This is a genomic window from Thiocapsa sp. (assembly GCF_035467215.1).
Classification (GTDB): domain Bacteria; phylum Pseudomonadota; class Gammaproteobacteria; order Chromatiales; family Chromatiaceae; genus Thiocapsa.
This window is the reverse complement of record NZ_DATITZ010000008.1, coordinates 1-19041: the sequence shown is the minus strand read 5'-3', so window position 1 is coordinate 19041 and position 19041 is coordinate 1. Positions and strand designations below refer to the sequence as shown.

Sequence of the window (19041 nt, the reverse complement as noted above, 5' to 3'; positions counted from 1 at the left end):
GTGTCCTTGTCGATGTCGGCCATCAACTGGTGGGTCAGCTTGGCCATGCGGGCTTCGGTGTATCGCATTGCCGCGGCGGAGTCGCCGTCGACCGAGCCGAAGTTGCCCTGCCCGTCCACCAGCAGGTAGCGCATCGAGAAGCGTTGCGCCATGCGGACCATCGTGTCGTAGATGGCCGAGTCGCCGTGCGGGTGGTATTTACCCATGACGTCGCCGACCACGCGGGCGGATTTACGGTAGGCACGGTTCCAGACGTTGCCCTGCTCGCTCATCGAGAAGAGGACGCGCCGGTGAACCGGTTTGAGTCCGTCGCGGACATCGGGAAGCGCGCGTCCGACGATCACGCTCATGGCGTAATCGAGGTAGGACTGACGCATCTCGTCCTCGAGATTGATGGGTAGAACTTCTCTCGCGAAATCTGCCATGGGCGTGGTGAACCGACGTTGAGGCTTGCCGCGCGGAGCACCGGGACGGGCCGCGTTTGTACTGATGGTTTAGCCCGTGAAGTTTACCACGCGGAGCACCCCCGCCCCATCCATAACGGCCACTTTGTCGCCGATGCGCCCTGTTTCAGGGGCGATCGGACATGGCAGCGGTCGTTTCGATGACGACCTGATTGCGTCCGCCGCTCTTCGCCCGATACAGCAGATCGTCTGCGCGCCCCAACCATCATGATGAGCGACAGCGGCGCACCCGCGATGCGCGCCCGCGCAATCCCGTCCTCCAGTCGCTCCATGAAGAAACGTCGATTGGCGAGACTGGTCAGGGGGTCTGGAAGACACGTGCAACGGGCGTGCGATGGGGCAGACCCGGCTCGATGTCCAACAGCTCCTCGCTCCCGCTGCTGAGAAAACGCGACAGTAGCTCTCCTCCAGCGTTCTGGCCCAAACCACGGCCGCCTCGCAGTCGGCCAAGGCGGACAAGATGCGGTACACCATCGCGGTCGCTTGGTGCTCCATCGCTACCGAGAGGCGGCCCTGCTCCCAACCTACGCCGATCTCCACCATCTCCGGGTAGAAGATCGACTGGAGTAGATGCGAAAACGTCATCCCGCCCTGCAGGAGGGACCGACAACGCTCGATGACCGCCGGATGATCGCCCGCGATCAGGCGCTCCAGGATCTCGGCATAGACCGCCGCGTGATCCGCGGAAACCAGGGCCGGTTCGGACCTGTAGTGCGCGGCCGCATCGACAGTCTCCGGTTGCACCCGCAGGATCCAACGGTAGATCGGCAGGATCGCTTCGACATCCTCCTCGGGCAGAATTTCACCGATCACCTGGACCCAGATCGCCAGATCGGCGGCAAAGTAGTCGACCGAGAGGCCTTGATTCGCATAGGCGTAATAGACCCGGGGTAGCGTGGCCATCAACAGGTCGAGGTTGTTGGTCCTCAAGACCTCGGACATGAAGGCGGGGTGATTGCGATGGTTCGACTCGATCAGCCGAAAGGGCAGCCCATTGAGGAAGGCGTCCAGGTTGGGATGTCGAGCCATCAGATAGGAGACGCGACCGGCCATGGACCGCGCATTGGCATCGAAGCTATCCGCGGCGCGTGGAGGAACCGTCGGAAGCACGGGGTCGAGGGTAAGCATGAAGGTCTCCGAAGCGCTGTACCGTCGAGTAAAGTTCGACATCGGCTATCGTGGAGCGTGCGCAGCGAGGCAGCCCGCCTGCCGCGAAGGCCCGTATTTGGTGTATCGTGACGCCCATGAACAGGAACTTTGCTGAATTTTTACTTCCGGACGTGCTCATGCGCGGACTGGAGAAAGAGGGCTTCGAGACCCCGACCGAGGTCCAGGCGCAGGTGATTCCGGCCGCCATGGAGGGTCTGGATCTCTTGGTCTCGGCCGCGACGGGCTCGGGCAAGACCGCCGCCTTTCTGCTGCCGATCATGGAGCGCCTGGTCGGCGCGCCGCGCTCCGACAGCGGAACGCGCGCCTTGATCTTGGTGCCCACCCGCGAGCTGGCCCGCCAGATCCATGTGCATTTCACGCGTATCGGGAGCTACACCCGCCTGAACAACGGCGTGATCACGGGCGGCGATTCAAAGGGGCATCAGATCGCGACCTTGCGCAAGAACCCGGAGATCCTGGTGGCGACGCCCGGTCGCTTATTGGAGCTTCTGGAATTGGGCGAGGCCGACCTGAGCGACCTGGAGATCCTGGTCCTCGACGAGGCCGACCGCATGCTCGACATGGGCTTCGTCGACGATGTCCTGACGATCATCGGCCGCACCAACCCGGCGCGCCAGTCCATGTTGTTCTCGGCGACGCTACACCATCGTGGTTTGAGCCGCATCACCGATCGCCTGCTGCGCGAGCCGCGCGTGCTGACCGTCAATCCAGTCCGCGAGCAGCACCCCGACATCACCAATCAGGTCATCTTGAGCGACGGGCCGGAGCACAAACAGCAGCAGCTCCTTTGGCTGCTCCGCAACGAGACCTACGAGAAGGCGCTGGTCTTCACCAATACCCGCGACGGCGCAACGGCGCTCGGCAACTCCCTGATGGGCGAGGGGCAACGCGTCGCCGTGCTGCACGGCGAGCTGGAGCAGCGCGAGCGCAATCGCGTTGTCGGGCTGCTCCACAGCGGGCGTATCAACGTCCTGATCGCAACCGATGTGGCCGCGCGCGGGCTCGACATCCCGGGCGTCCAGCGGGTGATCAACTTCGACCTGCCGCGCAGCGGGGACGATTATCTCCATCGCACCGGGCGCACCGGCCGGGCCGGCGAGCAAGGTGTGGCCATCTCGCTGGTCGGGGCCTCCGAATGGAATCGACTGGAGAGCATCGAGCGCTATCTGAATCTCGGCCTCGAGCGTCGCAGCATCGAAGGGCTCAAGGCATCATACAAAGGGGGGGCGACCAAACGCTCGGGCGCGAAGAAGGGTGCGAAAAAGACCGGCGCGAAGGCGGTCGCCGCGAAGGTCGCCGCGCCGAAACCGAAAGACCGTCTGCGCGACCGCAAGAACATCGGCAAACGACGCATGCCCAAATCACTTGCCGGAAGCGAAATCGGGGTCGAGGCCGGTCATGCACCGCTCGGGAAGAGACGGACCGCTCAAGCGCACCCCAAACCCGAACCCGATCAACACGACGGGGCGAAGGACTGACCCGCGTGCCCGAGTCGGTCTCGGGCGCGGGCAACGAGCAGTCTTGGCCACGGAGGCACGGAGGCACGGAGGCACGGAGGCACGGAACGAGACAGCAGGGAACCGAAGGTGTCGTGCCTATCACGGTATCTCCCCCGCAAGACCCGATTCGGCGTCTTCAGATCGCAACGCCCATCGACTGGTGGATGTGTTGCACGACGAGCGGATGCAGTCCGGCCTTCTCGGCAAAGTCGCGGAGATAGTCCTGCTCTTGCGGGGTGTCCACCTCCACGGCAAGCAGGGATGCTGCATAGACCTCGGCAGCCACCGCGGGGTTCGGGATCTCGGCCACGAAGGCATCGAGATTCAGCGGCTGACGCAGCTCCGTCATCAACCACTCCTGTGCGTCCGCACCCATATCGGCGGCCTCGATCTTTCCGACGATGCGCTGGATTTCGTCCACGCTCACCTGACCATCCGACTTGGCGATGTTGATCATGCCCTTGATGATCAACTGCGCGGTGTTCTCCATGGCCTGCTCTTCCGCCGCAGTCTGCGGGGCCCTGAGGCCCAGCGGCAACTCGGCCGCTCCGCTCGCGGAGGATATCCCCGAGGCCTGAGCCGCTTGACCCGATTCTGTGAATGCCTTGTAGGCGATCCCGGCCAGCATCGCCAGCGCACCCCCGGTCACGGCGCCCTTCACCGACTTTCCGCCTCCGCCCAAGACCGACCCGAGCACGGCGCCGATTCCGCCGGCCTGCATGGGATTTTGCGAGGCGTTGCCCAGGGTACCCTTGGCCATCTCGAGGAGACCGCCGAGCATATTGCCGCCCGCGCCGCTACCCCCGCCCTGACCGCCTGCCATCCGACCGAGATTTGCCTGAAGATCCTGCAGCGCGTTCCCCATCCGGCCGGAGCCGGACTTCGCCATGTTGTTCTGAATGAAGCTACCGAGTAGATCGCCGAAGTTGGCCATGTCGTTCTCCGATAGGGATGGATGGATGGATCGCTCGTCGCGCACTCCCGGCCCTCCGCCGCCAATCGAAGCGGGCCGGGTCCGGAATACCGCGAAGGGTGCAGGGGTCTATTCGAAGCTTGAAGAATAAAACATAAAGGCAACATCGGGTGTTCGACGGACACCCCGCCTCGACACCGCCACCATACTATAGGTCATCGGGGCCGCTGGAAAAGCGACAAATTTTCTGGGCAATCATGGCCAAAGCAGCAGGACGGAGGACGGAGGGGCGCATCGGCGTCTGCGAGGCTTGCTTCACCCGAGGAGCAGGAAGGGACCGATGGGATCGCCCGGAGACAGGCCTAGCTCGTGATCCGCTCGAGCGAGATTGACCGCGATCTCGACGAGTCCGAAGGCGTTCTCGTACCAAAACGCCTCGCCGGATGCGACCTCGCAGAAGGTCCGAGCATGCCGGAGACGTCGTTCCCCGACCTGCAGCGCGTGTGTCTTCGGTCGACCCGCCGCATGAAGCCCGGTCATCAGATTCCCGAAACAATCGACGTAAACGACCGCAGCGCGTTCCTTCGGCCAGTCCGACCCGACCATGTCGCCCGGATCGATCGCGCAGAGCTGAAGGTCCGCACCGACCGCCAAGCGTGCCGCAGCGGGAGCGAACCAGTCGCGTCCATGGAAGCTCGCCGAGAACTCCGATGGAGACCAGCCGATCCGATTCACGACGGCATCCTCGGCGCAATGCACGAGCGGGACCAGCAACCCATTGTCGGGGCCGATGAACCAGGAGTCGCGCGTTTGGACCAGAAGCCCGTCGCGCGGACCCCCGACACCCGGATCTACGACGCAGACATAGATCGAGCCGGAAGGCATGTCGCGCACGAGTGCAGGCAAGAGATAGGCGGCCAGATCGGCGCGGAACGGCGGGAGGTCGTGAACGAGATCCACGACCGGAAACCCGGGGAGGAGATCACCGAGCCGAGCGCGCATCTGCCCGACATAGATGCCGTCGCCGAAATCGGTGACGAGAACAAGACGCCGCATCGGCAACATCAGTCAACAAAAAAGCCGGGCAACAGCCCGGCTTTCGGATACGAACGCATCAAACCGCAATTCAATCCTCGTCGGCTTCGACGGCCACTGCGTCTGCGGGGCGGTCAACGAGCTCGACGTAAGCCATCGGCGCGGCATCGCCGGCGCGATAGCCACACTTGAGGATACGCAGATAGCCGCCCGGACGGGTCTGGTAGCGCGGTCCCAGCTCGACAAAGAGCTTGCCGACCGCTTCCTTGTCGCGCAGCCGCGCAAAGGCGAGGCGACGGGTGTGAACGGAATCGCTCTTTGCCAGCGTGATCAAAGGCTCTGCAACCCGCCGCAGCTCCTTGGCCTTGGGCAGCGTGGTCTTGATCAGCTCATGGCGAAACAACGACGCCGCCATGTTGCGAAACATGGCCTCGCGGTGCGAGCCGGTGCGATTGAGGTGCCTTCCGGCATTGCGATGACGCATGGTCCTAATCCCGAATAGTTCTTGAATCGAAAAGCGTTAGCGAATGCCGAGCTCGGCGATATTGTCCGGCGGCCAGTTTTCGAGACGCATCCCGAGCGAGAGTCCGCGTGTCGCGAGCACGTCCTTGATCTCGGTCAGCGACTTCTTGCCGAGATTCGGCGTCTTGAGAAGCTCGACCTCGGTCCGCTGGATCAAGTCGCCGATCAGATAGATGTTCTCGGCCTTTAAACAGTTCGCTGAGCGAACGGTCAGCTCGAGATCGTCGACCGGACGCAGCAGAATCGGATCGTAGGGCGACTCGTCCCGCGCCTCCATGACATGCGTATCCGACGGGCCGGAACCTTCCAGGGCGACGAAGCTGGACAACTGATCGCGGAGAATCGTCGCCGCCCGTTGAATCGCCTCGCGCGGGTCGATGGTCCCGTTGGTCTCCAGGTCGATGACAAGCCGGTCCAAGTCGGTGCGCTGCTCGACGCGCGCGGACTGGACCTCGATCGAGACCCGCCGAACCGGACTGTAGGACGCATCGAGCGGCAGCTTACCGATCGGGCGATCCTCGCCCTCGTCGAGCTCGCGCTGTGTCGCCGGCTCGTAACCGCGCCCGCGCCGAATCGTCATCGACATGCTCAACTCGCCCTCGGTCATGTTCGCGATGACCAGACGGGGGTTGGCGATCTCGGCGGTGTGATCGATCGCGATGTCCGCGGCGGTCACGACACCCGGACCGGTCTTGCTCACCGAAAAGGTCGCCTCGTCCTTGCCCTTGAGCGAGATGGCGAGCTGCTTAAGATTCAGCAGAATCTCGAGAACGTCCTCTTGAACGCCGGGGATCGTGGTGTACTCGTGCAAGACGCCCTGGATCTCGACCTCCGTCACCGCCCAGCCGTCCATCGAGGATAAGAGAATACGGCGCAGCGCGTTGCCGAGGGTATGCCCGAAGCCGCGTTCGAGCGGCTCCAGCGAAACCCGGGCATGCGTCGAGCTGCCGTCGACCGCCTCGACCCGTACGATGCGCGGTTTGAGAAATTCGCCAATAGCGTCAGTCATTCAGTGCCCCTCACGAAGCTCCTTACTTGGAGTACAACTCGACGATCAGCGATTCGTTGATGTCGGCCGGCAGGTCCGAGCGATCCGGAATACGCTTGAAGACGCCCTTGAAACCTTTGGTATCGACCTCGACCCAATCGGGGAAGCCGTACTGCTCGGCGAGCGCCAACGCGTTCTGGACGCGCACCTGCTTCTTCGCGACCTCTCGGACCTCGACGTGATCATCGGCGCCGACCTGGTAGGAGGCGATGTTCACGACGCGGCCGTTGACCAAGATGGCCTTGTGGCTGACCAATTGACGCGCTTCGGAGCGCGTGGCGCCGAAACCCATCCGGTACACGACGTTGTCGAGGCGGCGCTCGAGGAGCTGCAACAGGTTCTCACCGGTTGCACCCTTGGCCTGAGCCGCCTTCTTGTAATAGTTGCGGAACTGACGCTCCATCAGTCCATAGATACGGCGAACCTTCTGCTTCTCGCGAAGCTGAACACCGTAATCCGAGAGCCGACGCCGACGGTCAGTGGTCTGTCCGGGCTGCTTCTCGAGGTTGCACTTGGTGTCCAGCGAGCGCGCGCGACTCTTCAGGGCGAGATCGGTCCCCTCGCGCCGTGCGAGTTTGCAGGTTGGGCCTGTATAACGTGCCATGTCTCTACCTGTTCCTGTGTCAGACGCGCCGCTTTTTGGGCGGGCGGCAGCCGTTGTGCGGGATCGGCGTCACGTCGGTGATGCTCGTGATCTTGAATCCGGCGTTGTTGAGTGCACGCACCGCGGACTCACGACCCGGACCAGGACCCTTGACGTTGACGTCGAGGTTGCGCAGACCGTAGTCCTTGACCGCTTGGCCGGCCTTATCCGCCGCGACCTGCGCAGCGAAGGGCGTACTCTTGCGCGATCCCCGGAACCCGGAGCCGCCTGCGGTCGCCCAGGACAACACGTTGCCTTGGCGGTCCGTGATGGTGATGATGGTGTTGTTGAACGAGGCGTGGACGTGAGCAATCCCATCCGCCACCTGCTTCTTGATCTTTTTCTTGACAGTACGAGTCGGTTTAGCCATTCGAGGTTATCCAGCCTTTTCGCTGCGCCCAAGCGCCCTTATCGTTTGATGGGACGACGCGGACCCTTGCGGGTACGTGCGTTCGTGCGGGTCCGCTGGCCACGCAACGGCAAACCGCGACGGTGACGAATGCCGCGGTTGCAGCCGAGGTCCATCAAACGCTTGATGTTCATCGACACTTCGCGCCGCAGGTCACCTTCCACCGAGAACTTACCGACCTCGTTGCGGAGCTTGTCGACCTCTTCTTCCGTGAGGCTCTGAACCTTGGCATCGCGCGGTACACCGGCGGCGTCGCAGATCACAGCGGCACGCACGCGGCCGATGCCATAAATCGAAGTCAACGCGATGACGGCGTGCTTCTTGTCCGGGATATTGACGCCGGCGATACGGGCCATAGCTTAGAAACCCCTGAAATCCAAATTGCCAAGCGGGTAAACCGCGTAGTATATCAAACTGCTGCCTTCAATCAAGCCCGAGATCCTATCCCTGGCGTTGTTTGTGGCGCGGATCCTTGCAGATGACCCGAACGGTGCCGTTGCGACGGATGATCTTGCAGTTCCGGCACAACTTTTTAACAGATGCTCGCACTTTCATTTGTTCTCTCCTTCAGACTCGAGCGCCACTCAGCGCAACATGCCGGCGCCCGGCGACTTTAGGTTTGCCTTCCGCATCAAGCCTTCGTATTGATGTGACATCAAGTGAGCTTGAACCTGGGCCATGAAATCCATCACCACCACGACGACAATCAGCAAAGAGGTTCCGCCGAAGTAGAAAGGCACGTTGTAACCGACGATGAGAAACTCGGGCAGCAAACACACGGCGGTGATGTAGATCGCACCTGCCGCGGTCAATCGCGTCATCACGGTGTCGATGTACCGCGCCGTTTGCTCGCCGGGCCGGATCCCCGGAATAAAGGCACCGGAGCGCTTCAGATTGTCGGCCGTATCCTTGGCGTTGAAGACCAAGGCGGTATAGAAAAAACAAAAGAAGATAATTGCCGCCGCATAAAGCAAGACGTAAACGGGCTCTCCCGGCGACAACTTCGCTGTGATATCGGCCAACCAACGCATGTCCTCGCTGCTCCCGAACCATTGGCCCAGCGTGCCGGGGAACAGGATGATGCTCGAGGCGAAGATCGGCGGAATCACGCCGGCCATATTCAGCTTGAGCGGCAGATGCGTGCTCTGTGCCTGCATCATCTTGCGGCCCTGCTGGCGCCGCGCGTAGTTCACCGTAATTCGCCGCTGGCCCCGCTCGACGAAGACCACGAAGGCCGTCACCGCGAGCGCCATGGCGAACAGAGCCAACACAGCCAAAGAGTTCATCTCGCCGGTGCGCGCCAGCTCCAATGTCCCGCCCAACGCAGAGGGCAGTCCGGCGACGATGCCCGCGAAAATGATCAAGGAGATGCCGTTGCCGATGCCCCGTTCGGTGATCTGCTCGCCGAGCCACATGAGGAACATGGTCCCGGTGACCAACGAAACCGTCGCCGTAAAGACGAAGCCCATGCCCGCATGACTCACCAGGGCGGAGCCGCCGGCGGTCTGCCCCTGCAGTGCCATCGAGATCCCGACGGCCTGGAAGGTTGCCAGAACGACCGTGCCGTAGCGCGTGTACTGGGTGATCTTCCGACGCCCGGACTCACCTTCCTTTTTCAGCTGCTCGAGTTTCGGCACCACGGAGGTCATCAACTGCATGATGATCGACGCAGAGATGTAGGGCATGATCCCGAGCGCAAAGAGACTCGCACGCTCCAGGGCGCCGCCCGAGAACATGTTGAACATGTCCAGGATGGAGCCTTGGTTTTGGTCGAACAGGATGGCCAGCGCCTCGGGATTCACGCCCGGTACCGGGATGAAGGTGCCGATGCGATAGACCAGGAGGGCACCGACCACGAACAGCAATCGCGCCCGCAGCTCGGTCAGACGCCCCATACCGCCGAGCGACTGTCCCATTGATCCGACATTCTTAGCCATCCGATTCGCGCCTTTAAGCTAGTCTTCGATCGTGCCGCCGGCTGCTTCGATCGCGGCTCGGGAACCCTTGGTGACACCCACGCCGCGAACCGTGAAGGCCCGTCCGACCTCACCCGAAGCAATGATCTTCGCGCTCTTGATCGACTGGCTCAGAACACGCGCCTGAACCAGCGAGAGCAGATCGATCATGTCGCCCTCGACCCGGGACAGCTCGCTCAGGCGAACCTCGGCCCGTGTCGCCGCCGTGCGCGAGCGGAAGCCGACCTTCGGCAAGCGACGCTGCAACGGCATCTGACCGCCTTCGAAGCCGACCTTGTGGAAACCGCCCTTACGGGACTTCTGTCCCTTGTGGCCGCGACCGCAGGTCTTGCCCAGGCCGCTGCCGATGCCGCGACCGACGCGCTTCGCGGCGGGACGACTGCCCGCATCGGGCTTGAGATCATTGAGCCGCATCGCGAGACTCCTCCACGATCGAAACCATGTAAGACACGGTGTTCACCATGCCGCGCGTGCAGGGCGTGTCCTCGACCTCGACCACGTGGTTCATACGCCGCAGCCCGAGACCGCGAACGCATGCCTTGTGGTTGGCGAGACGTCCGTGGACGCTGCGCACCAGCTTGACCTTCATCATCTTTTTGTCGGCCATCGTCTACCCCAGGATCTCGGCGACCGTCTTGCCGCGCTTCGCGGCAATGGTCTCGGGATCGTTCATGGTCCGTAGCCCCTGAACCGTCGCGCGAACCACGTTGATCGGGTTGTTCGTCCCGATGCACTTGGCCAACACGTTCTGGACGCCCAGGACCTCGAAGACGGCACGCATGGCGCCGCCGGCGATGATCCCGGTACCTTCGGATGCCGGCTGCATGAAGACCTTCGCCGCACCATGCCGACCGTTGAGCGGATATTGCAAGGTGTTGCCGTTGAGCTTCACCTCGATCATGTTCTTGCGTGCGTTTTCCATCGCCTTCTGGATCGCGACCGGCACCTCGCGGGCCTTGCCGCGACCGAACCCGACGCGACCCTTGCCGTCGCCGACCACCGTCAAGGCGGCGAAACCGAATTGGCGCCCGCCCTTGACGACCTTGGCGACACGGTTGACCGCGACCAGCTTCTCGAGGAGATCATCCCCCTCGTTCTTCGGATTGAAGTTCGCCATGCTCTTACCCCTAGAATTTCAGCCCGTTCTCACGCGCGGCATCCGCCAGCGCCTTGAGACGGCCGTGATAGCGAAACCCGGAGCGGTCGAAGGCTACGGACTCGACGCCGACGGAAAGAGCACGCTCGGCAATCGCCTTGCCGATGGTCGCCGCCGCGCCGATGTTGCCCTTGTGACCCGGAATGGCTTCGCGAAGCGTCGGCTCCACCGTCGAGGCGCTGGCCACGACGCGGTTGCCTTCCGGCGCGATGACTTGGGCGTAGATGTGACGCGGGGTGCGGTGAATGCACAGGCGGAACACACCCAACTCGCGAATCTTCGCCCGTGCCCGCGTCGCGCGACGCAGGCGAGCTTGTTTCTTGTCCATTATTTCTGAGACCCCTATTTCTTCTTGGCTTCCTTACGCAGGACGTCTTCGTCCGCGTAACGCACGCCTTTACCCTTGTAGGGCTCCGGCGGCCGGAATCCTCGGATCTCCGAGGCAACCTGACCGACGCGCTGTTTGTCGGCACCCGCGACGACGATCTCCGTCTGACTCGGGGTCTCGATCGTGATGCCCGCGGGAACCGGATAATCGATCGGATGGGAAAAACCCAGGCTCAGGTTCAGCACATCGCCCTTCGCCTGCGCGCGGTAGCCGACGCCCACCAAGGAGAGCTTGCGCACGAAACCCGTACTGCAGCCGACCACCATGTTGTTCAGCAGCGCGCGCGTGGTCCCCGCCATGGCCCAGGCGTTCTCGTGCCCTTCGGCTGGAGCGAAGCGAAGCTCACCGTCGACTTGCGAAATATTCACCGCGGGGTGGACGGACCACTCCAGGGTTCCCTTCGAGCCCTTGACCTTGACGTCTTGGCCCGAGATCTCGACGGTCACACCTTTCGGCAGGACAATCGGCGCCTTTGCGACTCGTGACATGATCGGATCCTCTTAAGCGACGTAGGCGATGATCTCGCCACCGTGCCCGGCTTGGCGGGCGGCACGGTCGGTCATCAAGCCTTTGGACGTGGAGACGATCGCGATCCCGAGTCCCGCCCACACCTTGGGCAGGTCGTCCTTGCCGCGGTAAATCCGCAGGCCCGGACGCGAGACACGGGTGAGCTGCTCGATCACGGGTTTACCCCGGAAATACTTGAGCTTGACCACCAACTCGGGTTTGCTGCCATTCGCCTCGACGGTCGCGTCGGCGATGTAACCCTCGGCCTTCAGAAGGTTCGCGATCGCGACCTTTTGCTTGGACGAAGGCATCGCGATCGTGATCTTGCCGCGCTGCTGGCCGTTGCGGATACGCGTCAGCATATCCGCAATCGGATCCGACATACTCATGGGCTTCTCCGGGGGTCAGGCCACCTCGTCGGTGCGATACCCGTCAGGTTTCAATGAACCGACACGGCCTGGTTGACCGCATCGGTAGGGGTCAAAATTCTTAGCCTACCAACTTGCCTTCACGACACCGGGGGCATCGCCGCGCATCACTGCCTCGCGGATCTTGTTGCGCGAGAGTCCGAACTTGCGGTAGACCGCATGCGGTCGTCCGCTGACCCGGCAGCGCCGTTGCTGGCGTGTCGGTCCGGCATCGCGCGGAAGCTGCTGCAGCTTGGCCAGCGCCTCTTCGACTTGCTCGCCGCTTGCGCCGCGGTCGTTGATCACGGCCTTCAAGGCCGCACGCTTCCCGGCAAAGCGGGCTGCAATCAGGGTGCGCTTGTGATCGCGCGCGATCATACTCTTTTTCGCCATCGTCTCGACCTCAGGTGCGGAATGGGAAGTGGAACGCCTCGAGCAGCGCACGCCCTTCTTCGTCCGTCCGCGCCGTCGTCGTGATGGTGATATCCAGACCCCGCAGCGTATCGATCTTGTCGTAGTCGATCTCGGGGAAGATGATCTGCTCGCGCACGCCCATCGAATAGTTGCCGCGTCCGTCGAACGCCTTCGCGCTCAGGCCGCGGAAGTCGCGGATACGCGGGATGGCGACGCTGACCAGACGGTCCAGGAACTCGTACATCCGCTCGCGACGCAGCGTCACCTTGCAGCCGATCGGCCAACCCTCGCGGATCTTGAATCCCGCGACGGATTTACGCGCGAAGGTCACGATCGGTTGCTGGCCGGCGATGAGACGCAGATCGGCCACGGCATTGTCCATGACCTTCTTGTCCGCGATCGCCTCGCCGACACCCATATTGAGGGTGATCTTCTCGATCCGAGGAACCTGCATCACGCTCTTGAAGCCGAACCGCTCGCGCAACTCGCCGACGATGCGATCCTGGTAATCTTTCTGTAGTCTGGTCATCTCGTTTCCTTCGGTCAGGCGTCGACGACTTCGCCGTCCGACTTGAATACGCGCACCTTTCGGCCGTCTTCGAGAATCTTGAAACCGACTCGATCCGGGCCGCTTTTCTGCGGGTTGTAGAGCGCGACGTTCGACACCTGGATCGGCATCATCTTGTCGACGATCCCGCCCGGCTCGCCGACCTGCGGATTCGCCTTCTGATGCTTCCGGGCAATGTTGATGTTCTCGACCAGAACGTGATCCTTGTCGAGCACCTTCAACACCGTGCCTCGCTTGCCTTTGTCTTTGCCGGTGATGACCATGACGTCGTCACCCTTCTTGATCTTCTGCATCTCTCCCGCCCCCTTACAAGACTTCAGGCGCGAGCGAGATGATCTTCATGAACCGCTCGCCGCGGAGCTCGCGCGTCACCGGCCCGAAGATGCGGGTCCCGATCGGCTGAAGCTGGTTGTTCAAGAGGACAGCCGCGTTGCCGTCGAACCGCACGGTCGAGCCGTCCGGACGACGCACGCCTTTGCGCGTACGCACCACGACCGCGTTGTAGACATCGCCTTTCTTGACCTTGCCGCGCGGAATGGCATCCTTGACGGTGACCTTGATGACATCGCCGATGCCTGCGTAGCGCCGATGCGATCCGCCGAGCACCTTGATGCACTGCACCCGCCGTGCGCCGCTGTTGTCGGCGACGCTGAGATCGGTCTGCATCTGAATCATTGTTGTTTACCTAAACCTGTTGTGCTGCCCGGATGACCTGTTCTCTCGGCGCCCACCGCGACCAGTCGAAAGCGGGGCGTCCACGACCGGTCTCAACGGGCTTTTTCGATGATCTCGATCAAGCGCCACGTCTTGGTCTTCGACAGCGGACGACACTGCTCGACCCGGACCAGATCGCCCTCGGAGCAGGCGTTCTCTTCGTCGTGGGCATGAATCTTGGTCGAGCGACGCATGAACTTGCCGTACAAGGGATGCTTGACCTTGCGCTCGATGAGCACCGTGACGGTCTTGTCCATCGCGCTGCTGGTCACTCGTCCGTCGAGTGTCCGGTTGCTGTTCGGATTGCTGGTCGTCTCTTCGCTCATGATGTCGCACCCGCCTTCTGCTCGCCCATAATCGTCTTCACGCGAGCGATCTCCCGACGTACGGCCTTCATTTGCGAGGGCTTGGACAGCTGACCGGTACCCCTCTGCATCCGCAGGTTGAATTGCTCGCGCAACAGGTTCATCAGCTCCTTCTGGAGGTCCTCGGGGCTGCGCGTTCTTAGCTCGTTCGCCTTCATCACAGGATCATCCGTCTCTCAAAGGTGGTCTGCACGGGGAGCTTGGCCGCGGCCAGCTCGAACGCCTCGCGGGCCAGCTCTTCCGTCACGCCCTCGATCTCGTAAAGCACGAGGCCGGGCTGCACCAGGGCGACCCAGTACTCGACGTTGCCTTTACCCTTACCCATACGGACTTCGAGAGGCTTCTTCGAGACGGGCTTGTCCGGGAAGACCCGAATCCAAAGCTTACCGCCGCGCTTCACCTTTCTGGTGATGGCACGTCGCGCGGCTTCGATCTGCCGGGCCGTCAGACGACCGCGACCGACCGCCTTCAGCCCGAAATCGCCGAAGCTGACCTTGTTGCCGCTCTGCGCAAGGCCACGGTTGCGGCCTTTGTGCTGCTTGCGGAATTTTGTGCGTTTTGGTTGCAGCATGACTTATCCCCTTCTCGCGGACGCCTTCGGCGCCGGTTCCTCGGGGAGCTGATCACCGAACACCTCGCCTTTGAAGATCCAAACCTTCACGCCGATCACACCGTAGGTGGTACGGGCCTCGGCGAAGCCGTAATCGATGTCGGCACGCAGCGTATGCAGCGGAACTCGACCCTCGCGCGCCCATTCGGTGCGCGCAATTTCCGCACCGTTCAACCGACCGGCAACATTGACCCGCACGCCCTCGGCGCCGAGTCGCATCGTGTTCTGGATCGCACGCTTCATGGCGCGTCGGAACATGATGCGTCGTTCGAGCTGCTGCGCGATACCCTCGGCAACCAGCTGTGCGTCGAGTTCGGGCTTGCGAATCTCCTCGATGCTGATGTGCACCGGGATCCCCATCATCTTGGAGACCTTCGCACGCAGCTTATCGATATCCTCGCCCTTCTTGCCGATCACCACACCCGGACGCGCCGTATGAATGGTGATGTGGGCATTCTTCGCCGGGCGATCGATCTGAATTCGACTCACCGATGCCTTGGCCAATTCCTTGCGCAGGAATGACCGCACCTCGAGGTCGGTATTCAGGAAATTCGCATAGTCCTTCGACGTTGCGTACCACTTCGAGGTCCAGTCCTTGACGATGCCAAGGCGGATGCCGGTTGGATGAACTTTCTGTCCCATACTGGTCCCCTTAACCTTCCGCCACGGTCAGCCGGATGTGGCTGGTGCGTTTCATGATCCGATTCGCACGACCCTTGGCACGCGGACGGATCCGCTTCATGGTCGGGCCCTCGTCGACCTGGATCGACGCGACCTTCAGCTCGTCGATGTCGGCGCCTTCGTTGTGCTCGGCATTGGCGACCGCAGACTCCAGAACCTTCTTGATGATCAGCGCGCTCTTTTGCGTGCTGAAGGTCAAGGTATTCAGGGCTTCTTCGACGTCGCGCCCGCGGATCATGTCCGCGATCAGCCGGGCCTTTTGGGCCGAGACCCGTGCATATTTCAGTGTTGCTTCGGCTCGCATACCCATCTCCGGCTAGCGCTTCTTCGCCTTGCGGTCGGCGGCATGTCCCCGGTAGGTCCGGGTCAATGCAAACTCGCCGAGCTTGTGGCCGATCATGTTTTCGTTGACGAGCACCGGCACGTGCAGACGCCCGTTGTGGACCGCAATGGTCAACCCAACCATCTCGGGCAGCACCATGGAACGGCGTGACCAAGTCTTGATGGGGCGCTTGCTGTTTTGCGCGACCGCCTCTTCGACCTTCTTGATCAGATGGTGGTCGACAAAGGGTCCTTTTCGAATCGAACGTGGCACTTGCTCAACCTCGCCTTGTTTACTTGCGTCCGCGACGTCGGACGATCATCGCGTCGGTCCGCTTGTTCTTGCGTGTCTTGTGACCCTTGGTCGGTACGCCCCAAGGTGTCACCGGATGACGCCCGCCGGAGGTCCGGCCTTCGCCGCCGCCATGCGGATGATCAACCGGGTTCATGACCACACCGCGGACGGTCGGCCGCACACCCCGCCAGCGCGATGCACCGGCTTTGCCGAGCTTACGCAGACTGTTTTCGCTGTTGCCGACCTCGCCGATCACGGCGCGGCAGTCGACGTGGACCTTGCGCATCTCCCCGGAACGCAACCGTAGAGTCGCGCTTTTGCCGTCGCGTGCAACCAGCTGCGCCGAGCTTCCAGCGGCACGCGCCATCTGCGCACCCTTACCGGGACGCATCTCGATGCAATGCACCTGGGTGCCCACGGGAACGTTGCGCAACGGCATGCAGTTGCCGGCACTGATGGGCGCGGCCTCGCCGGCCTCGACACGGCCACCGACGGCAAGACCCTTCGGGGCGATAATGTACGCCCGCTCGCCGTCTGCATATTTCAAAAGGGCCAAATGCGCAGTGCGGTTCGGATCGTATTCGAGCCGTTCGACAACCGCCGGGACGCCTTCCTTGTTGCGCTTGAAGTCGACCAAGCGATAGTGTTGCTTGTGCCCGCCGCCCTGGTGACGCACGGTGATGCGCCCGAGGTTGTTGCGCCCGCCATTCTTCGTCTTCTTCTCGACGAGCGGAGCGTAGGGCGCGCCCTTATGCAGCTCGGGCGACGTCACCTTGACGACGAAACGCCGCCCGGCCGAAGTCGGTTTGGTCTTTACGATTGCCATCTTGGTCTATCCGCTGCTGTGGGCCGGCCCGTTCAGGCGCCGCCGCCGAAGTCGATGTCGTGGCCGGCTTCGAGACGCACATAAGCCTTGCGCCAGTCGTTGCGCTTGCCGAGGCGTTGGCCGTGCCGCTTGTTTTTCCCCTTGACGTTCAGGACCTGCACACCATCGACCTTGACGTTGAACATCAACTCGACGGCGCGCGCGATCTCTCGCTTGGTCGCATCGGTCGCAACACGGAAACCGTATTGACCGGCGAGATCGCCGGCCCGGCTCGTCTTCTCGGAGACGAGCGGCGCCAACAGGACGTTCATTAGACGCTCGTTGTTCATGCCAGCCGCTCCTCCAAGTACTTCACTGCCGCCTCGGTGGCCAGCACGGTGTCGAACGCAACCATACTAACCGGGTCGACGTCCTGAACCGCCATCACGTCGACCTTCGGGATGTTGCGCGACGCCAAGTAAAGGTTGTCGTCGAGCCCGTCGGTCAGCATCAACACGTTCGAGAGCTCGTAGCGCTTCAGAAGTGCCAGCAGCTCCTTGGTCTTCGGACCCTCCACACGCAGATCGTCGACGACGACCAAACGCCCTTGGCGAACCAGCTCGGAGAGAATCGAGCGCACCGCGCCGCGATACATCTTGCGGTTGACCTTTTGGCTGTAGTCCTGCGGCTTCGCGGCGAAGGTCACGCCGCCCGAGCGCCAGATGGGACTGCGCGAGCTACCCGCACGTGCCCGGCCGGTGCCTTTCTGCCGCCACGGCTTCGCACCGCCGCCCGAAACCTCGGCACGCGTCTTTTGCGCGCGGGTCCCGGCGCGCGCGCCGGCCAGATAGGCGTTGACGACCTGATGGATCAGACCCGGCTTGTAGTCGACGCCGAAGACGGCGTCCGCAACCTGCAGACTGGACCCGCCGGCATCGTTTCGTATCGTGAGCTCCATGAGTGCTTAACCCTTGTTCTTGTGCTTCACGGACGGCAACACGACCAGCCGGCCGCCTGTCGGACCGGGCACGCCGCCACGCACCAACAGAAGCTGACGATCGGCGTCGACGCGCACGACCTCGAGGTTCTGCGTGCAGCGATTGGCCGCGCCGAGATGGCCCGCCATCTTCTTGCCTTTGAAGACACGACCCGGCGACTGGTTCTGGCCGATCGAGCCCGGGGCACGATGCGACAGCGAGTTGCCGTGCGTCGCATCCTGTCCGGCAAAGTGATGCCGCTTGATCGCGCCGGCGAAGCCGCGACCCTTGGTCACGCCCCGCACGTCGACCTTCTGGCCGGGCGCAAAGATGTCGACCGAGATCTCGGAGACGACGGCGAGATCGGAACCTTCGCCGCTCTCGAGACGGAACTCGCGCAGGCACTCGCCCGCCTCGACACCCGCCTTGGCATAGTGGCCGGCCATCGGCTTGGTGACGCGGGAGGCCCTCCGATTCCCGAAGGCGACCTGAATCGCGCTGTAGCCGTCAGTCTCGGCAGACTTGACCTGGCTGACCCGGTTCGGCTGCACCTCGATGACGGTGACAGGGATACTGTCTCCGTCCTCGCTGAACAGCCGGGTCATGCCGGCCTTACGCCCAATCAATCCGATCGCCATGGGTTCGTCCTCAGCTCAACTTGATCTGGACGTCGACGCCCGCGGCCAGATCCAATTTCATCAGTGCGTCGACCGTCTTGTCGGTCGGGTCGACGATATCCATCAGACGCTTGTGCGTGCGCAGCTCGTATTGATCGCGCGCGTCCTTGTTGACGTGCGGCGAGACGAGGATGGTGAAGCGCTCCTTCTTGGAAGGAAGCGGCACCGGACCGCGCACCTGAGCGCCTGTACGCTTGGCGGTATCGACGATCTCGCGAGCCGACTGATCGATCAAGCGATGGTCGAACGCCTTCAGGCGAATACGAATTCTCTGGTTGTTCATGCCTTTACTCGATGATCTTCGCGACGACGCCGGCACCGACGGTGCGGCCGCCCTCGCGCACTGCAAAGCGCAACCCCTCTTCCATGGCGATCGGCGCAATCAGCTTGATCGTCATCTTCACGTTGTCCCCCGGCATCACCATCTCGATGCCCTCGGGCAGCTCGCAGGCACCCGTCACGTCGGTGGTGCGGAAG

Annotated in this window: 33 protein-coding genes and 1 pseudogene; 1 reads left to right on the top strand and 33 read right to left on the bottom strand. The window is 62.6% G+C overall.

All coding sequences use genetic code 11. The features are described 5' to 3' along the window. Positions 1-425: DNA gyrase subunit A (locus tag VLR48_RS00445; RefSeq protein ID WP_325289884.1), on the bottom strand; the 425-nt coding region annotated here is incomplete at its 3' end. 69 nt (positions 426-494) lie between these two features. Then, positions 495-1592 carry a B12-binding domain-containing protein gene (locus VLR48_RS00440; RefSeq protein WP_325289883.1) on the bottom strand — a complete coding sequence of 366 codons (1098 nt, stop codon included), beginning with the start codon at positions 1590-1592 and terminating at the stop codon, positions 495-497. A gap of 116 nt (positions 1593-1708) precedes the next feature. Between VLR48_RS00440 and VLR48_RS00435 the strand changes: the two genes are divergently transcribed. Next, the gene (locus VLR48_RS00435; protein WP_325289882.1) at positions 1709-3112 is read left to right on the top strand and encodes a DEAD/DEAH box helicase; all 1404 of its coding nucleotides are present in this window, start codon (positions 1709-1711) and stop codon (positions 3110-3112) included. Positions 3113-3269: 157 nt separating this feature from the next. Here VLR48_RS00435 and VLR48_RS00430 read toward each other — a convergent pair whose 3' ends face one another. The 31 genes and pseudogenes from VLR48_RS00430 to tuf form a co-directional block, all read right to left on the bottom strand. Then, positions 3270-4067 carry a tellurite resistance TerB family protein gene (locus VLR48_RS00430; RefSeq protein WP_325289881.1) on the bottom strand — a complete coding sequence of 266 codons (798 nt, stop codon included), beginning with the start codon at positions 4065-4067 and terminating at the stop codon, positions 3270-3272. A gap of 294 nt (positions 4068-4361) precedes the next feature. Beyond that, a complete protein-coding gene (locus tag VLR48_RS00425) occupies positions 4362-5102 on the bottom strand; it encodes an SAM-dependent chlorinase/fluorinase (protein WP_325289880.1) in 741 nt (246 codons plus the stop codon). A gap of 70 nt (positions 5103-5172) precedes the next feature. Then, complete coding sequence (gene rplQ, locus VLR48_RS00420) at positions 5173-5565, bottom strand: 50S ribosomal protein L17 (protein WP_325289879.1); 393 nt, start codon at positions 5563-5565, stop codon at positions 5173-5175. Positions 5566-5601: 36 nt separating this feature from the next. Further along, complete coding sequence (locus tag VLR48_RS00415) at positions 5602-6612, bottom strand: DNA-directed RNA polymerase subunit alpha (RefSeq protein WP_325289878.1); 1011 nt, start codon at positions 6610-6612, stop codon at positions 5602-5604. 22 nt (positions 6613-6634) lie between these two features. Further along, complete coding sequence (gene rpsD / locus VLR48_RS00410) at positions 6635-7255, bottom strand: 30S ribosomal protein S4 (RefSeq protein WP_093027519.1); 621 nt, start codon at positions 7253-7255, stop codon at positions 6635-6637. A 19-nt stretch (positions 7256-7274) separates the two neighbouring features. After that, positions 7275-7664: a 30S ribosomal protein S11 gene (rpsK, locus tag VLR48_RS00405; RefSeq protein ID WP_120795541.1), complete on the bottom strand. Its 390-nt coding sequence runs from the start codon at positions 7662-7664 to the stop codon at positions 7275-7277. 38 nt (positions 7665-7702) lie between these two features. After that, complete coding sequence (rpsM, locus tag VLR48_RS00400; protein WP_093027517.1) at positions 7703-8059, bottom strand: 30S ribosomal protein S13; 357 nt, start codon at positions 8057-8059, stop codon at positions 7703-7705. Positions 8060-8144: 85 nt separating this feature from the next. Beyond that, the gene (gene rpmJ / locus VLR48_RS00395) at positions 8145-8258 is read right to left on the bottom strand and encodes a 50S ribosomal protein L36 (protein ID WP_083829165.1); all 114 of its coding nucleotides are present in this window, start codon (positions 8256-8258) and stop codon (positions 8145-8147) included. Positions 8259-8287: 29 nt separating this feature from the next. Continuing rightward, positions 8288-9640, bottom strand: a complete 1353-nt coding sequence (secY, locus tag VLR48_RS00390; RefSeq protein ID WP_325289877.1) for a preprotein translocase subunit SecY — start codon at positions 9638-9640, stop codon at positions 8288-8290. Positions 9641-9658: 18 nt separating this feature from the next. Continuing rightward, positions 9659-10093, bottom strand: a complete 435-nt coding sequence (gene rplO / locus VLR48_RS00385; RefSeq protein ID WP_325289876.1) for a 50S ribosomal protein L15 — start codon at positions 10091-10093, stop codon at positions 9659-9661. Beyond that, positions 10080-10286, bottom strand: coding sequence for a 50S ribosomal protein L30 (gene rpmD, locus VLR48_RS00380; RefSeq protein WP_007191140.1), 207 nt, complete (start codon positions 10284-10286; stop codon positions 10080-10082). The genes rplO and rpmD overlap by 14 nt, the downstream gene beginning before the upstream one ends. A 3-nt stretch (positions 10287-10289) precedes the next feature. Next, positions 10290-10796, bottom strand: coding sequence for a 30S ribosomal protein S5 (gene rpsE / locus VLR48_RS00375; RefSeq protein ID WP_325289875.1), 507 nt, complete (start codon positions 10794-10796; stop codon positions 10290-10292). Positions 10797-10806: 10 nt separating this feature from the next. Next, positions 10807-11163, bottom strand: coding sequence for a 50S ribosomal protein L18 (gene rplR / locus VLR48_RS00370; RefSeq protein ID WP_325289874.1), 357 nt, complete (start codon positions 11161-11163; stop codon positions 10807-10809). Positions 11164-11177: 14 nt separating this feature from the next. Next, positions 11178-11711, bottom strand: coding sequence for a 50S ribosomal protein L6 (gene rplF / locus VLR48_RS00365; protein WP_325289873.1), 534 nt, complete (start codon positions 11709-11711; stop codon positions 11178-11180). A gap of 12 nt (positions 11712-11723) precedes the next feature. Further along, positions 11724-12119 (bottom strand): 30S ribosomal protein S8, encoded by a 396-nt coding sequence (gene rpsH / locus VLR48_RS00360; protein WP_093027502.1) that lies wholly within the window; start codon positions 12117-12119, stop codon positions 11724-11726. A 105-nt stretch (positions 12120-12224) separates the two neighbouring features. Then, entirely contained in the window at positions 12225-12530 is a 306-nt protein-coding gene (gene rpsN, locus VLR48_RS00355; RefSeq protein ID WP_093027500.1) for a 30S ribosomal protein S14, read from the bottom strand. A gap of 10 nt (positions 12531-12540) precedes the next feature. Next, the gene (gene rplE / locus VLR48_RS00350) at positions 12541-13080 is read right to left on the bottom strand and encodes a 50S ribosomal protein L5 (protein WP_093027498.1); all 540 of its coding nucleotides are present in this window, start codon (positions 13078-13080) and stop codon (positions 12541-12543) included. Between the two features lie 14 nt (positions 13081-13094). Then, on the bottom strand, positions 13095-13412 hold the full coding sequence (gene rplX / locus VLR48_RS00345; protein WP_325289872.1) for a 50S ribosomal protein L24: 318 nt from the start codon (positions 13410-13412) through the stop codon (positions 13095-13097). A gap of 13 nt (positions 13413-13425) precedes the next feature. Next, on the bottom strand, positions 13426-13794 hold the full coding sequence (rplN, locus tag VLR48_RS00340; RefSeq protein WP_007191148.1) for a 50S ribosomal protein L14: 369 nt from the start codon (positions 13792-13794) through the stop codon (positions 13426-13428). Positions 13795-13886: 92 nt separating this feature from the next. Next, the gene (gene rpsQ / locus VLR48_RS00335) at positions 13887-14159 is read right to left on the bottom strand and encodes a 30S ribosomal protein S17 (protein ID WP_325289871.1); all 273 of its coding nucleotides are present in this window, start codon (positions 14157-14159) and stop codon (positions 13887-13889) included. Next, positions 14156-14356 (bottom strand): 50S ribosomal protein L29, encoded by a 201-nt coding sequence (rpmC, locus tag VLR48_RS00330; protein WP_296697198.1) that lies wholly within the window; start codon positions 14354-14356, stop codon positions 14156-14158. The genes rpsQ and rpmC overlap by 4 nt, the downstream gene beginning before the upstream one ends. Continuing rightward, the gene (gene rplP, locus VLR48_RS00325; RefSeq protein WP_093027490.1) at positions 14356-14769 is read right to left on the bottom strand and encodes a 50S ribosomal protein L16; all 414 of its coding nucleotides are present in this window, start codon (positions 14767-14769) and stop codon (positions 14356-14358) included. The genes rpmC and rplP overlap by 1 nt, the downstream gene beginning before the upstream one ends. Positions 14770-14772: 3 nt before the next feature. Further along, positions 14773-15450, bottom strand: a complete 678-nt coding sequence (rpsC, locus tag VLR48_RS00320) for a 30S ribosomal protein S3 (protein ID WP_093027488.1) — start codon at positions 15448-15450, stop codon at positions 14773-14775. A gap of 10 nt (positions 15451-15460) precedes the next feature. Next, a complete protein-coding gene (rplV, locus tag VLR48_RS00315) occupies positions 15461-15793 on the bottom strand; it encodes a 50S ribosomal protein L22 (RefSeq protein WP_093027486.1) in 333 nt (110 codons plus the stop codon). Positions 15794-15805: 12 nt separating this feature from the next. Beyond that, positions 15806-16084 carry a 30S ribosomal protein S19 gene (rpsS, locus tag VLR48_RS00310; protein WP_007191154.1) on the bottom strand — a complete coding sequence of 93 codons (279 nt, stop codon included), beginning with the start codon at positions 16082-16084 and terminating at the stop codon, positions 15806-15808. Between the two features lie 19 nt (positions 16085-16103). Next, positions 16104-16931 carry a 50S ribosomal protein L2 gene (gene rplB, locus VLR48_RS00305; RefSeq protein ID WP_093027484.1) on the bottom strand — a complete coding sequence of 276 codons (828 nt, stop codon included), beginning with the start codon at positions 16929-16931 and terminating at the stop codon, positions 16104-16106. A gap of 32 nt (positions 16932-16963) precedes the next feature. After that, positions 16964-17260 carry a 50S ribosomal protein L23 gene (gene rplW, locus VLR48_RS00300; RefSeq protein ID WP_325289870.1) on the bottom strand — a complete coding sequence of 99 codons (297 nt, stop codon included), beginning with the start codon at positions 17258-17260 and terminating at the stop codon, positions 16964-16966. After that, positions 17257-17868, bottom strand: coding sequence for a 50S ribosomal protein L4 (gene rplD, locus VLR48_RS00295; protein WP_325289869.1), 612 nt, complete (start codon positions 17866-17868; stop codon positions 17257-17259). The genes rplW and rplD overlap by 4 nt, the downstream gene beginning before the upstream one ends. A 6-nt stretch (positions 17869-17874) precedes the next feature. Beyond that, positions 17875-18525 carry a 50S ribosomal protein L3 gene (gene rplC, locus VLR48_RS00290; protein ID WP_325289868.1) on the bottom strand — a complete coding sequence of 217 codons (651 nt, stop codon included), beginning with the start codon at positions 18523-18525 and terminating at the stop codon, positions 17875-17877. 10 nt (positions 18526-18535) lie between these two features. Continuing rightward, complete coding sequence (gene rpsJ, locus VLR48_RS00285; RefSeq protein ID WP_007191159.1) at positions 18536-18847, bottom strand: 30S ribosomal protein S10; 312 nt, start codon at positions 18845-18847, stop codon at positions 18536-18538. 4 nt (positions 18848-18851) lie between these two features. Then, a pseudogene (gene tuf, locus VLR48_RS00280) lies at positions 18852-19041 on the bottom strand (elongation factor Tu); the annotation flags it as partial.

Bases quoted from the DNA above. Each gene is read 5' to 3' on its own strand.
- VLR48_RS00440 (WP_325289883.1), bottom strand. From the start codon at position 1,592: ATGCTTACCCTCGACCCCGTGCTTCCGACGGTTCCTCCACGCGCCGCG.
- VLR48_RS00435 (WP_325289882.1), top strand. From the start codon at position 1,709: ATGAACAGGAACTTTGCTGAATTTTTACTTCCGGACGTGCTCATGCGC.
- VLR48_RS00430 (WP_325289881.1), bottom strand. From the start codon at position 4,067: ATGGCCAACTTCGGCGATCTACTCGGTAGCTTCATTCAGAACAACATG.
- VLR48_RS00425 (WP_325289880.1), bottom strand. From the start codon at position 5,102: ATGCGGCGTCTTGTTCTCGTCACCGATTTCGGCGACGGCATCTATGTC.
- rplQ (WP_325289879.1), bottom strand. From the start codon at position 5,565: ATGCGTCATCGCAATGCCGGAAGGCACCTCAATCGCACCGGCTCGCAC.
- VLR48_RS00415 (WP_325289878.1), bottom strand. From the start codon at position 6,612: ATGACTGACGCTATTGGCGAATTTCTCAAACCGCGCATCGTACGGGTC.
- rpsD (WP_093027519.1), bottom strand. From the start codon at position 7,255: ATGGCACGTTATACAGGCCCAACCTGCAAACTCGCACGGCGCGAGGGG.
- rpsK (WP_120795541.1), bottom strand. From the start codon at position 7,664: ATGGCTAAACCGACTCGTACTGTCAAGAAAAAGATCAAGAAGCAGGTG.
- rpsM (WP_093027517.1), bottom strand. From the start codon at position 8,059: ATGGCCCGTATCGCCGGCGTCAATATCCCGGACAAGAAGCACGCCGTC.
- rpmJ (WP_083829165.1), bottom strand. From the start codon at position 8,258: ATGAAAGTGCGAGCATCTGTTAAAAAGTTGTGCCGGAACTGCAAGATC.
- secY (WP_325289877.1), bottom strand. From the start codon at position 9,640: ATGGCTAAGAATGTCGGATCAATGGGACAGTCGCTCGGCGGTATGGGG.
- rplO (WP_325289876.1), bottom strand. From the start codon at position 10,093: ATGCGGCTCAATGATCTCAAGCCCGATGCGGGCAGTCGTCCCGCCGCG.
- rpmD (WP_007191140.1), bottom strand. From the start codon at position 10,286: ATGGCCGACAAAAAGATGATGAAGGTCAAGCTGGTGCGCAGCGTCCAC.
- rpsE (WP_325289875.1), bottom strand. From the start codon at position 10,796: ATGGCGAACTTCAATCCGAAGAACGAGGGGGATGATCTCCTCGAGAAG.
- rplR (WP_325289874.1), bottom strand. From the start codon at position 11,163: ATGGACAAGAAACAAGCTCGCCTGCGTCGCGCGACGCGGGCACGGGCG.
- rplF (WP_325289873.1), bottom strand. From the start codon at position 11,711: ATGTCACGAGTCGCAAAGGCGCCGATTGTCCTGCCGAAAGGTGTGACC.
- rpsH (WP_093027502.1), bottom strand. From the start codon at position 12,119: ATGAGTATGTCGGATCCGATTGCGGATATGCTGACGCGTATCCGCAAC.
- rpsN (WP_093027500.1), bottom strand. From the start codon at position 12,530: ATGGCGAAAAAGAGTATGATCGCGCGCGATCACAAGCGCACCCTGATT.
- rplE (WP_093027498.1), bottom strand. From the start codon at position 13,080: ATGACCAGACTACAGAAAGATTACCAGGATCGCATCGTCGGCGAGTTG.
- rplX (WP_325289872.1), bottom strand. From the start codon at position 13,412: ATGCAGAAGATCAAGAAGGGTGACGACGTCATGGTCATCACCGGCAAA.
- rplN (WP_007191148.1), bottom strand. From the start codon at position 13,794: ATGATTCAGATGCAGACCGATCTCAGCGTCGCCGACAACAGCGGCGCA.
- rpsQ (WP_325289871.1), bottom strand. From the start codon at position 14,159: ATGAGCGAAGAGACGACCAGCAATCCGAACAGCAACCGGACACTCGAC.
- rpmC (WP_296697198.1), bottom strand. From the start codon at position 14,356: ATGAAGGCGAACGAGCTAAGAACGCGCAGCCCCGAGGACCTCCAGAAG.
- rplP (WP_093027490.1), bottom strand. From the start codon at position 14,769: ATGCTGCAACCAAAACGCACAAAATTCCGCAAGCAGCACAAAGGCCGC.
- rpsC (WP_093027488.1), bottom strand. From the start codon at position 15,450: ATGGGACAGAAAGTTCATCCAACCGGCATCCGCCTTGGCATCGTCAAG.
- rplV (WP_093027486.1), bottom strand. From the start codon at position 15,793: ATGCGAGCCGAAGCAACACTGAAATATGCACGGGTCTCGGCCCAAAAG.
- rplB (WP_093027484.1), bottom strand. From the start codon at position 16,931: ATGGCAATCGTAAAGACCAAACCGACTTCGGCCGGGCGGCGTTTCGTC.
- rplW (WP_325289870.1), bottom strand. From the start codon at position 17,260: ATGAACAACGAGCGTCTAATGAACGTCCTGTTGGCGCCGCTCGTCTCC.
- rplD (WP_325289869.1), bottom strand. From the start codon at position 17,868: ATGGAGCTCACGATACGAAACGATGCCGGCGGGTCCAGTCTGCAGGTT.
- rplC (WP_325289868.1), bottom strand. From the start codon at position 18,525: ATGGCGATCGGATTGATTGGGCGTAAGGCCGGCATGACCCGGCTGTTC.
- rpsJ (WP_007191159.1), bottom strand. From the start codon at position 18,847: ATGAACAACCAGAGAATTCGTATTCGCCTGAAGGCGTTCGACCATCGC.